Genomic DNA, 12,427 nt, shown 5'->3' with positions numbered 1-12,427 from the left:
CAGCACCGGCCCGGCCAGCTAGGGCCGGGCATTGCCGCATCAGGCATAGCTGCGCAGGCGCAGGGCGAAGTCGCGCAGCCGGCCGATGCCGGACCGCTCCGCCTGTTCGCACCACTGCCGCAGATGGGCCAGCAGTTCCTCGGGCGCGGCATGCTTGCGCTGCCACAGTTCGGTGAGCTCGGCACGCAGCTGCTGCATGCGGTGCAGCACGCTGCGCTGGTCCAGGAACAGCGCCAGCGAGGCGGCCTGGTCGCCCGTCACCAGGGCCGGATCGCGCCGCAGCAGCCGGGCGACGTGGGCCAGGAAGGGCTTGTCGAAGGCGATCGCATGCTCGCGCTTCGCCTCCTCCCGGAACGAACGGCGCAGCATGCGCGCATAGCGGGCCATCACCTCGTGGCGGTTGGCGATGACCGCCTGCAGCGTGGCCAGGTCGAGCGAGCGGGAGGCGTCCAGGCGCGGCGTGGGTGCCAGCCGCGTCACGTGCGCCAGCCGGCAGGCCTGCAGCAGGCGGATGTACAGCCAGCCCACGTCGAACTCGAACCAGCGCGCCGACAGCTTCGCCGAGGTGGGGTAGGTGTGGTGGTTGTTGTGCAGCTCCTCGCCGCCGATCAGCAGGCCGAGCGGGCCGAGATTGGTGGCCGCATGGGGACCGTCGAAATTGCGGTAGCCCCACCAGTGGCCCAGGCCATTGATGACGCCGGCCGCCGTGACGGGAATCCACAGCATCTGCACGGCCCACACGGTAAGGCCCAGCACGCCGAACAGCAGCACGTCGAGGATCAGCATCAGGCCCAGGCCCTGCCAGACGAAACGGGAGTAAACATTGCGCTCGACCCAGTCGTCCGGCGTGCCCGTGCCGAACTGCGCGACCGTCTCCGCGTTACCTGCCTCATCACGGTAGAGCTCGGCTCCCTGCCACAGCACGCGGCGGATGCCGAACACGGCCGGGCTGTGCGGATCGCCCGGCAGTTCGCAGCGGGCATGGTGCTTGCGGTGCACGGCCACCCATTCGCGCGTGACCATGCCCGTCGTCAGCCACAGCCAGAAGCGGAAGAAGTGGCTGGCCGCGGGATGCAGCGTGAGGGCGCGGTGCGCCTGGCAGCGGTGCAGGAAGATGGTGACGGTGGCGATGGTGACATGCGTCAGGGCCAGGGTGCCGGCGACGACGGCCCAGGGGCGCCAGTCGAGCAGGCCGTGGGACAGGAAGGCGAGAAAGGCAGGAAGGTCCATGCTGATCGCTCCGGTTGCGCGGTGCTTCAGCATAGCCGCATTCGCGGCGCGCGTCGATGGCGGCGCGGCAAGCCGGGGCCGCTGCTTGGCCGATGACAAGCCGGGCCACGGGTGGCCCGGCCGGTGGTTCAGGCGGCCTTCGGATGGTCCTCAGGCCGCCCTCGGGCAGCCCTCGGCCGGACCTCAGGTGCGCGCGGCGATCTGGCGGCGGCGCAGCGCCGCCACGCCGAGCAGGCCCACGCCCAGCATCGCATAGGTGGCCGGTTCCGGCACGGCCGAGACCGTGATGGGGCTGCTGGCAACGGTGATGGGGATATCCACGTCGCCGCTGCCGATGAACAGCACGTCCGAGAAGCCCAGCGCGGACGTGCCGGACGCCAGCGTTTCGAACGTGACGTGCAGCAGGCTGCCGCTGCCCGAGGCGCCGGGGAACGGCCCGATCAGCGTGTTGGTGACGTAGCCGATGCGGCCCGCCGCATTGTCGACATCGCCCGTGAAGCCGTAGGTGGCGCCAGCACCACCGAGGAAGCTGCCTTCCGTCACGCTGGTGACGCGCAGCAGCGATGCATCGAAGGTGAGCGAGAACTGGTAGCCAAACAGCTCGCTGACATCGCCGATCGTCACGTCCAGCTCGACCACCTGGCCGGGCAGTGCCGGGTTCGGGCTGGCCGAGGTGCCCAGCGTGGCCGCCTGGGCCTGCCATGCCGCGGCGCTCAGCAGTGCGGCGCCGAGGACTTTTTTCCATCCATTCATCTGATTCTCCTTGTTGCCTTGTGGGCAGTGTGAAGGGAAGGGCGGCCACCGTTGCGGTGGCCGCACCTGGCTATTGCTGTTGCGTTACGGTGCTTCAGTTGCAGACCGTCCCGGCCGGCACGCGTTGCGCCACGTAGGTCAGGTCGCGAACATTGATGATGCCGTCCGTGACCACGTCGGCGCGCGCATCGAAGCCCGCCTGGCCGGTTGCCTTGCCCAACGACGCCTTCACCACGGCAAGGTCGCCACAGTTTACGGCGCTATCACCGTTGATGTCGCCCGTCAGGCGGATCGTCAGGTTGGCATTCGACACGTCGAAGAACACGTTGTCGACCGCCGCCACCTTGATGCGCGCCGTGCTGGACGTAATGACCGGCAGGCGCACCGCGGCGCTGCCGTCGTTCGGCGTGCTTTCGGCCAGCGTGTACGGCCAGGTATGGCCGCCATCGACCGACAGCGTGATCGCCACGTTGGCGGTGCTCACCGGCGCCACGTCCGTATTGGCCACGCTCCAGGTGACGGTCTGCGTCGAGCCCGCTTCCAGCGTGACGGCCGTATTGGGCGACGTGACGAGGAACGGGCCGGCGGCCGGTGCCAGCACGAGCTGCGTGTCGGCGCTGCTGACGCCGCCCTGGCCGTCGCGCGCCGTCAGCCGGAAGTTCAGCGACGGCGGATTGGCATTCGCGCCCACCCGGCCCAGGTAGGCGGCCGTCGGCAGGAACTCGGCAAAGCACTCGATATCCGTGGCCGTCGGCGTGGCGGCGGGCGTCGGGCAGGCGCCGGTCAGCGCGTTGGTGTTGTTCGCCAGGATCTGGTCGATATCCGGGAACACGCGGGTCGGATCGGTGGTCACGTGGTTCTCGCCGGGCGAGTTGTATTGCAGCGTATCGGTCGCACTGACCACGGCGCGCTTGCCGAACTGGCTGAACAGCGGCCCGTTGGTCTTGATGTTGCTGACCAGGCCCGTGCCGTTGCGTTCGCCGATGTCGTTCTGCTCCCACAGGTAGGTGACCGCATCGCCATCGGCGTCCGTGGCGCTGCCCGTCAGTGCGAACGGCGTGCGAACCGGGATCGTGTAGCCGGCCGGCGCACTGACCAGCGGCGCGCTGTTGCCGGAGCTGCTGATGGCGCCGCGCCGCGTGGTCGGGCCGCCCACCGCGACCTCGCCCACGTAGCCGGTCGCGCCGCCGCTCAGGTTGACGACCTGCAGCGACGGCACGTTGGTGCCGGCCAGGCTGCCGCCGAACGTGACGGTGAAGCCGGTGTCGGTGAGCGCGCTGACGCTCGCCGTGGCACCCGCCGGCCAGCCCGGTATCGCCTGGATGGCGGCACGCACGCCGGCCGTCGTGTAGCTGGTGCCGCGCACGATCGGCGTGGACAGGCTGCCGTTCCAGCTTACCTGGAACTGCGCGCCGGCCGTCGCGAAGCCGCGCAGCACGGCCACCTGCACCTCGTTCACCGTGGCTTCCGCGCCGGACGTGTAGGTGACGATCTCGTCGAAGCTGCGCTGCGACCAGTACGGATCGCTGTGCGGCTGCAGGTTGTCCGTGCCACAGATGCCGGCATAGGCCATGATGGACGAGCCGCTGCCCGGTTCCACCGAGGTTTCCTCGTTGCGGTTGCCGCCGCTGCAATTGGAGTTCACGCCGTTGAAGGTGTGGTTGCCGGAGAACTGGTGGCCGAGCTCGTGCGCCACGTAGTCGACGGCGTAGAAATCGCCTTCCGGCGTGGGGATGCCCGTGCAGCCCTGCGACTTGCTGTTGCCGCCGACGACGCCCAGGCTGGCCACGCCGCCGCCGTTCACGCCCAGTGCCAGGTGGCCCACGTCGAAGTTGCCGGCGCCGGCCAGCAGGCCCGTGACGATGCGGTTGCGCGTCAGCGAACTGCTGGTGCAGCTCGATGCCTGGGCCTGCGTGAAGCAGGCCGCGCCGCCGCATGGCCCGTTGGTGCCCGTCATCTGCGCCGCCGTGTCGAGGTTCAGCGCATCGGTCGCATCGATCAGCACCAGCCGGATCGACGTTTCGTCCTCGTAGATCTGGCTGACGCGGTTGATCAGCGAGACCTTGGCCGCCGTCACGTTGGCGGCGCCGCCGAAATAGGTGGCGTAGGAAGGATCGGTGACGAGCGCCAGCCGGTAGGTGCGCAGCTGCGTGCCCACGGCGGCATTGGCGGCGCTGTCGGTGTCCACCACGTGGTAGGACACGGCGCTTTCGCTGCGGCCATCGGTGGCCACGACTTCGAAGGCGCCGGTACCGGCGGTCGCATTCGGCAGCGTGAGCGTAACGACGCCGTTGGCGTCGGCCGTGGCATTGGCGCTCTGCAGCGCCGTGCTGTCGCCTTCGCTCCGCACGGTGATGCGCACGCTGGCGCCCGGCGTGAAGTTCAGGCCGCGCACCTCGAGATTGTCGCCTTCCTTGTAGAAGCCGCGCGACAGCGTCAGCTGCGCGTCGCCCAGCGCGCCTTCCACCAGCGGGCCGTGCTGGTTGACCAGGTCATGGCTGTGGTAGCTGGCGTACAGGCTGTCATCGAGGCGGTAGTAGGGATCGACATACCAGCCGCCGTTCGGCGAGCGCACCGATGCATGCAGGCCCAGCTGGGTGATGTCCATGCGCAGCGTGGCCGCAGGATCGTCGATGCCCTTGCCGCGGTAGGTCTTGATGCCGGGGTGTTTTGCCGCCAGGCCCGCTTCCATGATGGGCGACTCCACGAGCGTGAAGCGCTGGTAGCCGCCGTCCGGGTGGGGCAGGGAGATCGTCAGCGTGCTGGCCGCGGGACTGGTGGTGCGTTCCTGCGGCGCGCCGGCCGTCAGCGCCTTCATGCCGCTCCGGTCGAGCGTGGCGCCATGGTAGCGGCGCAGCTGCAGCGCGGCCTTCTTGCCGGTGCCCGCGGCCAAGGCATCGGTGCGCGCGGCCACGTCCTGCCAGTACGGTGCGGCGCGCACGTTCGAGACGGGCGCCACCTCGGCTTTGGCGGCCTGCGCGGCGGGCGCGGCGCCGGACAATGCCAGGGAAATACAGAGGGCCAGGGTGGCGGGAACGCCTGGGTGCTTGCGCTGCAGCTGGCCCCGGTCGGGCGTGCTCCACTGGTTCGGTCTCGGCTTCAGTCTCATGCGATGTCCTTTCGCTTCGGTTGTCTACGCTTCGGTGGGTGGTATCGAACGTTCCTTGGCAGTGACGGCGCTTTCGGCGGCGCTTTCGTCGTGTAATTTTTATAATGAAGCTCAACCATGCTATGCCCGTGGAAGAGTTGACTCAAGTTTAATTTTTTGACTGTTGTAAAGTGGCTCTTCAAGAAAAAGTTACGGTCTGTAAGGCCCATGTCAACTTCCCGTTGCGGCCGGGCACGGCTACAATCCCAGCCCACCCTTTCAACACCGACCATTCGTGAGCACCCCATCGCGCCGGCATGCCGGCTTCCGCACGGACCTGCCGCGCTGGCGCCAGCTCGTCGCGCCCGGCTGGCTGGCTGCCGTGCTGGCGGGCGAAGCGGTGGGCGCGGCGCCGGCTTCCGGCTGGCTGCTGATCGAGGCGGGCTGCGGCGAGCGTGCCGGGTTCGTGGCGGGGCACATTCCCGGTGCGGCCTACCTCGACACGGCGGAAGTCGAGGCGCCGCCGCTGTGGAACAAGGTGGCGGACGACGCGCTGCTGGCGCTGCTGCTGGCACGCGGCATCCGCCACGACAGCACGGTGATCCTGTATGGCCGCAACCAGCTCGCCGCGGCGCGCTGCGCGCACCTGCTGCTGTATGCCGGGGTCGCCGACGTGCGGCTGGTCGATGGCGGCTTCGGGGCGTGGCAGGCCGGCGGCTTGCCCTGCGAGGGTGGCGCTGGCCGGGCCGCGATGCCCGCCACCGGCTTCGGTGCCGCGTTCCCGTCCCGTCCCGACTACCTGATCGGCATCGGCGCCGCGCGCGCCCTGCTGGCGCAGCCGGGCGGCGTGCTGGCCAGCATCCGCAGCGAGGCGGAATTCCTCGGCAGGATCTCGGGCTACAGCTATATCGCCGCGCGGGGCGACATCCCGGGCGCGCGCTGGGGCAGGGCCGGCGAGGATGGCGACATCAACAGCATGAGCGCCTACCAGGAAGCGGACGGCACCATGCGCCCGGCCGCCGACATCGCCGCGTTCTGGGGCCAGGCCGGCATCGTGCCGTCGCGGCGGATCGCATTCTATTGCGGCACCGGCTGGCGCGCCTCGCTGGCGTTTTTCTATGCCTGGCTGATGGGTTTCGAAAACATCTGCGTGTATGACGGCGGCTGGCTGGAGTGGAGCGCGGACGGCGGCGCGGGCACCGCCTGCCGCGTCGCGTGAGCGTCCTCGGGTCGCTGCGCGCACGGTAGCGCAACGCAACATTTGCCGAGCTCGGCTATCATGTCGAATTGTTGACAAAGACATCATTCGCTCCCGGGAGCACGGATGGCTTTGCAAACGTTTCACATGGCGGCAGAGGTGGCAATGAAGGCAGGCGCATTATCGACGGCAGGCACGGCAGTTCCGGCACAGTTTGGCTTGATCAACCTGTTGAAGGCCGGTGCCGCGCAACTGATCGTTCTGCATCACCTGGCGTTCTACGGGCCGATGGCCGACCGCGCCCGCCCTTTGTTTCCCGAACTGGTCGACTGGCTGGGCGATTCCGCGCGCATTGCCGTGCAGGTGTTCCTCGTCATCGGCGGCTTCCTCGTCGCCAAGTCGCTGTCCCCGGACGGCTTGCCGGGATTGGCCGATCCGCTGCGCGCCATCTGGAAGCGCTATGCCAAGCTGGTGCCGCCGTTCCTGGCCGCCACGCTGTGTGCCGTCGTCGCCTCCGCCTGGGCGAGCGACTGGATGGTCCACGATTCGATTTCCCCGCCGGCCACGCCAGGCCAGCTGATCGCCCATGCCCTGCTGCTGCATGGCGTGCTCGGCTACGAATCCGTGTCGGCGGGCGCCTGGTACGTGGCCATCGATTTCCAGCTGTATGGCGTGATCGTGCTGGCGCTGTGGCTGACGGGCCAGATGGCCGGCAGCCGCCGCCCCGCCTGGCTGATGCCGCTGGCGACGGCCGGCGGCATCGCCGTCTCCCTGCTGTACTACAACCTCGATGGCGACTGGGACGACTGGGCGCCGTACTTCTTCGGCAGCTACGGCCTGGGCCTGATGGCCTGGTGGGCCAGCGATCCGCGCCGCAAGCCGGGCGCCGTCGTGCTGCTGGCGGTGATGACGCTGGTGCCCGCGCTGGTGGCGCTGACGGTCGAGTTCCGCAGCCGCATCGCGCTGGCGCTGGCCGTGGCCTGCGTGCTGTTCCTGTTCGGCCGCGTGCGCACCACATCGACGGGGCGCGGCTGGAGCATCGTCAACCGCCTGGGCCAGATTTCCTACTCGGTGTTCCTGATCCACTTTGCCGTGTCGCTGCTGGTGAACGCCGCCTTCACGCGCTTCATGCCGCTGGAGCCGGGCTGGCAGGCGCTGGGCATGCTGGTGGCGTGGGCGTCCAGCCTCGCGGCCGGCGCCGTGTTCCATCACTGGGTGGAGCTGCCGCTGGGCCGCGCGGTGCGCTTCCTGGGCGAGCTGGTCATCATGCGGCCGGTGCTGGCCGAGCGGCCGTTCCGGCAGTTTGCCCAGGCGGGGGAGCGACGGCCGGGGTAATTGGGGCGATCACACGATCCTTTGCTACGCCACCGCCAACATCCGGGCTCGCACCGCAAGGTTATCGAGCTCGTCCTGTCACAACGCGATAAAGTAAATCACCAAACAAAAACGCCAGCCCGAAGGCTGGCGTTTCTGATGAATCTTGGTAGGCCGTGCGGGGCTCGAACCTGCGACCAACGGATTAAAAGTCCGCTGCTCTACCAACTGAGCTAACGACCCAAGATAAAACGCTTTACTGCTGATTTACTGCTGACAGCTTGCGAATGGTAGGCCGTGCGGGGCTCGAACCTGCGACCAACGGATTAAAAGTCCGCTGCTCTACCAACTGAGCTAACGACCCTCCGAAAGAAGCGGGATTATAAGTCGGCCCGACGGTACTTGTCAAATGCTCGGCAGCATCGAATCACCAACGGCAGAGCCCGTGTCCACCCTGGGGTCAGACCCCGACATGGACACGAACTGAGCTATACAGCGCTGCAATGGAGCTCCATGTTCAAACGCGGGCCGGGCAGGTAGGCACAAAAGTCGAGCTCGTGTCTTAGTCGGGGTCTGAAAGGAATGCAGCCCTGCATGGCTGCATCGCTCCACAGGCGCCGAGCTGTGCTCGACGAAACCCCTGTTTCGCCCCCAACGTGGACACGGGCTGGACCGTGGAGGCTTACTTGCCGCCGAGGCGTTCCTTGGCGGTGCGGGCGGCGGCGGTGTTCGGGTAGGTCTTGATGAGGTCGTTGAGCGTCTTCTTGGCGTTGTTGACGGCCTTCAGCTCGGTCTGGCAGGCGGCGATGTTCAGCATGGCGTCGGCCGCTTTCGGGCTGTCGCCGTAGTTCTTCACCACGGCCTGCTGGGCAACGATGGACGCCTTGCAGTCGCGCTGCAGGTAATAGGCGTTGCCGAGCATGTACTGGGCGTTGGCGGCGTACGCGGAAGCGGGGTAGCGGCGCACGAACGCCTGCAGCGCGGTGGCGGCGCCTTCGTAGTCGCCTTCCTTGAACTTCTGCATGGCGGCATCGTGGGCGTTCTGTTCGGCCTGGTCGACGGAGGCCGTCTGGCCGTCGATCTCTACCTGGCGCGGTTCGAGGGCGCGCAGGCGCTTGTCGAGGTCGGCGTAGAAGTCCTTCTGGCGCTTCGAGGAGACTTCGATCTCGTTCTGCAGCACTTCCACCTGGCCGCGCAGGCGGGCGATTTCCTGCATCGTCTGTTCGTGCTGGTTGATCAGGTCCAGCGTGGCGCTCTTGTCCGCTTTCGTGTCCAGGCCGGTGCTCAGGCGCGTATTGACGTCCTTCGACAGCGCCTCGAGCTTGGCGCGCAGGTCGAGGATGGCGCGGCGCGCTTCATCGTCGTCGAATACGCCGGCGGCAGCGTGGAAGGACAGGGACGCCAGGGCCAGCACCAGCGCGGTCTTGGTGAATTTGATCATGTTCTAAACGCTTTCCATAAAAAAAACGGGGCAACGCACAAGTATAGCGCGCTGCCCCGTCCGTACGTGAAGCGGAATTACTTGTAGACGATGTCCGCACGGCGGTTCTGCGCCCATGCTTCTTCGTTGTGGCCTTCGGCCTTCGGCTTTTCCTTGCCCAGCGAGACGGCTTCGACCTGGCCTTCCGACACGCCCAGAGCGACCAGCGACTTGCGCACGGCTTCGGCACGTTTCTGGCCCAGGGCCAGGTTGTACTCGGCGCCGCCGCGTTCGTCGGTATTGCCCTGGACCAGGATGTTGCGGTTGGTGTTTTTCGTCAGGTAACCGGAGTGGTTCTGCACGACGGCCTTGCCATCGTCACGCACAACGTAGCTGTCGAAGTCGAAGTACACGCTGCGATTGGCCAGCACGCCTTGCGGATCGTCCAGCGGGTCGATCGATTTCGTTTCCACCGGCGCCACGTCGCGTGGGTTGGCCGACGCGGTTGGTGCGGCTTCAGCCGGCTTGCTTTCCACCACTGGTGCCGGCTCGGCGATCTTTACCGGGCTGGAGCAGGCGGACAGCAGTGCTGCGCTGGTGATGAGGAAGGCGATGCTCTTTACGTTACGCATTTTATTTCTCCTGGTCGTTGTGAAAGGTCTTTACTACTTTTTTTACTTCATGAAAGGACCCCAGGTGGGCTCCTTGATTGCTCCCGCCTGGATGGTCAGGCGTTGCTTGACGCGGCCGTCCACCGACACCACCGCCAGCGCCTTGCGGCCGCCCGATTCGGTCGAGTACAGGATGTACTTGCCGTTCGGCGCGAAGCTCGGTGCCTGGTCGTTGGTGTTGTCGGACAGCCGGAGTTCCTGGCCGCTGGCGAGATCCAGCACGTACAGCTGGAACGCGCCGCCGCGTTGCGAGATGTAGGCCAGCGACTTGCCGTCCGACGAAACGCGCGGGCTGATGTTGTAGCCGCCCTTGAATGTAACGCGCTGCGCATCGCCGCCGTTGGCACTCATCTTGTAAATCTGCGGATTGCCGCTGCGGTCGCTGGTGAAGTAGATCGACTGGCCGTCCGCGGAGAACTGCGGTTCGGTGTCGATGCCGCTGCTGTTGGACACGCGGCGCAGGCCGCCGCCGGAACTGTTGGCAACGAAGATCTGCGTATTGCCCGTCTTGGACAGGGCGACGGCGATGCGGCTGCCGTCCGGCGACCAGGCGGGTGCCGAGTTGCTGCCTTTTTCATTGGCGATCACGGTGCGCTGGCGGGTGATCAGGTTCTGCACGTAGATCACGGGCTTTTTCTGCTCGAACGACACGTAGGCCACCTTGGTGCCGTCCGGCGACCAGGAAGGCGAGATGATCGGCTCGTTCGACGACAGCGCCAGCTGGATGTTGTCGCCGTCCGAATCCGCCACTTCCAGGCGGTACGAACGGCCCTGCTGCGTCACGTACGCGATGCGGGTGGCGAAGATGCCGCGCACGCCGGTCAGCTTTTCATACACGTCGTCGGCGATCTTGTGGCCGGCCAGGCGCGTGAACTGGGCCGGCGCCTGCTGGTCCAGCTGCGACAGCTTGCTGTTCTGCACCGTGGACATCAGCTTGTAGCGCACGTCGAAGGCGCCATTGGCCCCCTTCTGCACGGTGCCGACCACCAGCGCATCGGCGCCGCGGCCCTTGTACGAGCTTAGGTCGATGTTGTTGATGTCGCTGACGGTGCCGGCATCGATCACCTTGAACGCGCCGCTGCGCTCCAGGTCGGTCTTGATGACCTGGGAGATCTTGGTGGGCGACTGGCCTTCGTCGACGAAGGCGGCCACGGCGACCGGGATCTGGTTGCTGCCGACGCCGGAGATCTCCACGCGCAGCTGGGCATTGGCGGCACCGGCGATGAGGCCGGTGGCAAGAATGACGAAGTTAAGTTTTTTCATGGTGCGCATCAGGGCAAGTCCTTCAAATTGAATCCGGCGTTAATGTCCCGTTCCACGGTACCGTCCTTCTTTTTCGGCAGGGGCGACGATTTTGCAATCGCGTTCTCCACCGCGGTATCGTAGGCGGGAATACCGCTGCTTTTGACCTTTCGGACGCTTACGATTTCCCCAGTTGGCAACTGCGTGATCTTGAACTCGGCGCGCGGGTTGCCCGGCGCGTCGCCACCGCTGTAGGCGATGTTGCTCTTGATCTTGGCCGTGATCGCTGCCACGTAGCCGCTGTCCATGCGCGGTGCAGTCGATTTCTCGGCTGTGCCGCTGCTGCCGCCGGCAGCGCCCATGATGCGGCGCATTTCGTCGGCACGCTGCTTGGCCAGCTTGTCCGCGGAAGCTTTTTCGGCCGCTTTCTTTGAGGCTTCTTTCGCTGCCAGCTTCTTCTTGTCTTCTTCGGCCTTCTTCTTTTCGGCCAGCTCTTCTTCTTTTTCCTTCTGCTTCTCGGCCTTCTCTTCGGCCAGCTTGCGTTCCTTCGCTTCTTCTTCGCGTTTCTTTTTCTCGTCGAGCTTCTTCTGCTCAGCCAGCTTGCGATCGTCTTCCGCTTTCTGCTTGCGCTTTTCCTCGGCCTTTTCGGCCGCGACGCGTTTTTCTTCTTCCTTCTTCTTCTCGCGCTCCTTCTTCAGCGCGATTTCCGGATCGACCTTCGGCGGCGCAACCTTTTCAGGTGGCGCCGGCGTGGGCGGCGGCGGTGGCGGCGGGGCGCGCACCGGCTCGGGTTCCGGTTCCGGCTCGGGTTCCGGCGCGGTCTTCTGCGGCTCCGGCTGGGATTCCGGCGGCGCGGCCTGCTGCGTCGTCAGGTCCCACACTTCCGCTTCCACCGCCACCGGCTGGGTGTTCTGCCAGTTGATGCCGCCCCACAGGAACACGAACAGCAGCGCGTGCGTGGCCACGGCGAACGCAAATGCGCGCCAGCCGTTTTCCCGCCGCGGCACCCGGTACGGTCCGCCCCTGCTTGCTTCGGTCATCGCCATGCCTTACTTGGTTGCCAGTCCAACGCGCGCGATCCCCATCTTCTTCGCTTCCGAAATCAGCTGGATCACGTCGTCGTACTTGCTTTCCTTGTCGCCCGCGATCAGCACCGGATAATCGGGATTGTCCTCGTGCAGCGTACGCAGCTTGCGCACCAGCGCTTCCCGGTTCGGTTCCGTCTCCGGCGCATCGGCATTCTTGCCCGCGATGCCGATCGAGAGCGCACCGTTGGGTTTCAGGGTGACCTGGATGTAGGCATCCGGCGGCCGCACCGATTTCTCGGCATGCGGCAGGTCGATCGAGCTGGGGTTGTTCGAGCTCGGCATGACCATGAAGATGATCAGCAGGCACAGCATCACGTCGATGTACGGCACGACGTTGATCTCGGATTTCAGCTTGCGGCCCCGGCCGCCGCGCATGCCACCGCTGTTGAAGGAGGAAGCCATCGTGGTCTCTCGCTAGTCCAG

The 12,427-nt window shown here is 66.4% G+C and carries 10 protein-coding genes and 2 tRNA genes; 2 read left to right on the top strand and 10 right to left on the bottom strand.

The window, feature by feature from the left end:
* Positions 1-39 precede the first annotated feature (39 nt).
* The 3 genes from IP91_RS06580 to IP91_RS06570 form a co-directional block, all read right to left on the bottom strand.
* Positions 40-1,230, bottom strand: coding sequence for a DesA family fatty acid desaturase (locus IP91_RS06580; RefSeq protein WP_145647902.1), 1,191 nt, complete (start codon positions 1,228-1,230; stop codon positions 40-42).
* 183 nt (positions 1,231-1,413) lie between these two features.
* Positions 1,414-1,983: a cohesin domain-containing protein gene (locus IP91_RS26395; RefSeq protein WP_145647901.1), complete on the bottom strand. Its 570-nt coding sequence runs from the start codon at positions 1,981-1,983 to the stop codon at positions 1,414-1,416.
* A gap of 94 nt (positions 1,984-2,077) precedes the next feature.
* Positions 2,078-5,092 (bottom strand): reprolysin-like metallopeptidase, encoded by a 3,015-nt coding sequence (locus IP91_RS06570; RefSeq protein WP_199754500.1) that lies wholly within the window; start codon positions 5,090-5,092, stop codon positions 2,078-2,080.
* A gap of 274 nt (positions 5,093-5,366) precedes the next feature.
* Between IP91_RS06570 and IP91_RS06565 the strand changes: the two genes are divergently transcribed.
* Positions 5,367-6,290 carry a sulfurtransferase gene (locus IP91_RS06565; protein WP_229473948.1) on the top strand — a complete coding sequence of 308 codons (924 nt, stop codon included), beginning with the start codon at positions 5,367-5,369 and terminating at the stop codon, positions 6,288-6,290.
* A 144-nt stretch (positions 6,291-6,434) separates the two neighbouring features.
* Complete coding sequence (locus tag IP91_RS06560) at positions 6,435-7,604, top strand: acyltransferase family protein (protein WP_145647900.1); 1,170 nt, start codon at positions 6,435-6,437, stop codon at positions 7,602-7,604.
* 146 nt (positions 7,605-7,750) lie between these two features.
* Here the strand turns inward: IP91_RS06560 and IP91_RS06555 are convergent.
* The 7 genes from IP91_RS06555 to IP91_RS06525 all read right to left on the bottom strand — a co-directional run bounded on the left by IP91_RS06555 (position 7,751) and on the right by IP91_RS06525 (position 12,406).
* Positions 7,751-7,826: transfer RNA gene (locus tag IP91_RS06555), tRNA-Lys, on the bottom strand.
* A 45-nt stretch (positions 7,827-7,871) separates the two neighbouring features.
* Positions 7,872-7,947 (bottom strand) — tRNA-Lys (locus IP91_RS06550).
* Between the two features lie 318 nt (positions 7,948-8,265).
* Positions 8,266-9,024 (bottom strand): tol-pal system protein YbgF, encoded by a 759-nt coding sequence (gene ybgF, locus IP91_RS06545; protein ID WP_145647899.1) that lies wholly within the window; start codon positions 9,022-9,024, stop codon positions 8,266-8,268.
* A gap of 77 nt (positions 9,025-9,101) precedes the next feature.
* Positions 9,102-9,635 carry a peptidoglycan-associated lipoprotein Pal gene (gene pal / locus IP91_RS06540; RefSeq protein WP_145647898.1) on the bottom strand — a complete coding sequence of 178 codons (534 nt, stop codon included), beginning with the start codon at positions 9,633-9,635 and terminating at the stop codon, positions 9,102-9,104.
* A gap of 42 nt (positions 9,636-9,677) precedes the next feature.
* On the bottom strand, positions 9,678-10,946 hold the full coding sequence (gene tolB, locus IP91_RS06535) for a Tol-Pal system beta propeller repeat protein TolB (RefSeq protein ID WP_145647897.1): 1,269 nt from the start codon (positions 10,944-10,946) through the stop codon (positions 9,678-9,680).
* Complete coding sequence (tolA, locus tag IP91_RS06530) at positions 10,946-11,956, bottom strand: cell envelope integrity protein TolA (protein ID WP_145647896.1); 1,011 nt, start codon at positions 11,954-11,956, stop codon at positions 10,946-10,948. Before tolA ends, tolB begins: the two co-directional genes overlap by 1 nt.
* A gap of 9 nt (positions 11,957-11,965) precedes the next feature.
* Positions 11,966-12,406, bottom strand: coding sequence for a biopolymer transporter ExbD (locus IP91_RS06525; RefSeq protein WP_229473937.1), 441 nt, complete (start codon positions 12,404-12,406; stop codon positions 11,966-11,968).
* Positions 12,407-12,427 lie beyond the last annotated feature (21 nt).

Origin of the sequence: Pseudoduganella lurida (assembly GCF_007830455.1) — a bacterium.
In the GTDB taxonomy this organism is placed as follows: domain Bacteria; phylum Pseudomonadota; class Gammaproteobacteria; order Burkholderiales; family Burkholderiaceae_D; genus Rugamonas; species Rugamonas lurida.
Note: the sequence above shows the minus strand (reverse complement) of the source record. Positions and strands in the feature narration are given on the sequence as shown.

What these genes read in the sequence shown, in the direction of transcription:
- IP91_RS06570 (WP_199754500.1), bottom strand. Translation starts at nt 5,092, where the DNA reads ATGAGACTGAAGCCGAGACCGAACCAGTGGAGCACGCCCGACCGGGGC.
- IP91_RS06525 (WP_229473937.1), bottom strand. Translation starts at nt 12,406, where the DNA reads ATGGCTTCCTCCTTCAACAGCGGTGGCATGCGCGGCGGCCGGGGCCGC.
- ybgF (WP_145647899.1), bottom strand. Translation starts at nt 9,024, where the DNA reads ATGATCAAATTCACCAAGACCGCGCTGGTGCTGGCCCTGGCGTCCCTG.
- tolA (WP_145647896.1), bottom strand. Translation starts at nt 11,956, where the DNA reads ATGACCGAAGCAAGCAGGGGCGGACCGTACCGGGTGCCGCGGCGGGAA.
- pal (WP_145647898.1), bottom strand. Translation starts at nt 9,635, where the DNA reads ATGCGTAACGTAAAGAGCATCGCCTTCCTCATCACCAGCGCAGCACTG.
- tolB (WP_145647897.1), bottom strand. Translation starts at nt 10,946, where the DNA reads ATGCGCACCATGAAAAAACTTAACTTCGTCATTCTTGCCACCGGCCTC.
- IP91_RS06560 (WP_145647900.1), top strand. Translation starts at nt 6,435, where the DNA reads ATGAAGGCAGGCGCATTATCGACGGCAGGCACGGCAGTTCCGGCACAG.
- IP91_RS26395 (WP_145647901.1), bottom strand. Translation starts at nt 1,983, where the DNA reads ATGAATGGATGGAAAAAAGTCCTCGGCGCCGCACTGCTGAGCGCCGCG.
- IP91_RS06580 (WP_145647902.1), bottom strand. Translation starts at nt 1,230, where the DNA reads ATGGACCTTCCTGCCTTTCTCGCCTTCCTGTCCCACGGCCTGCTCGAC.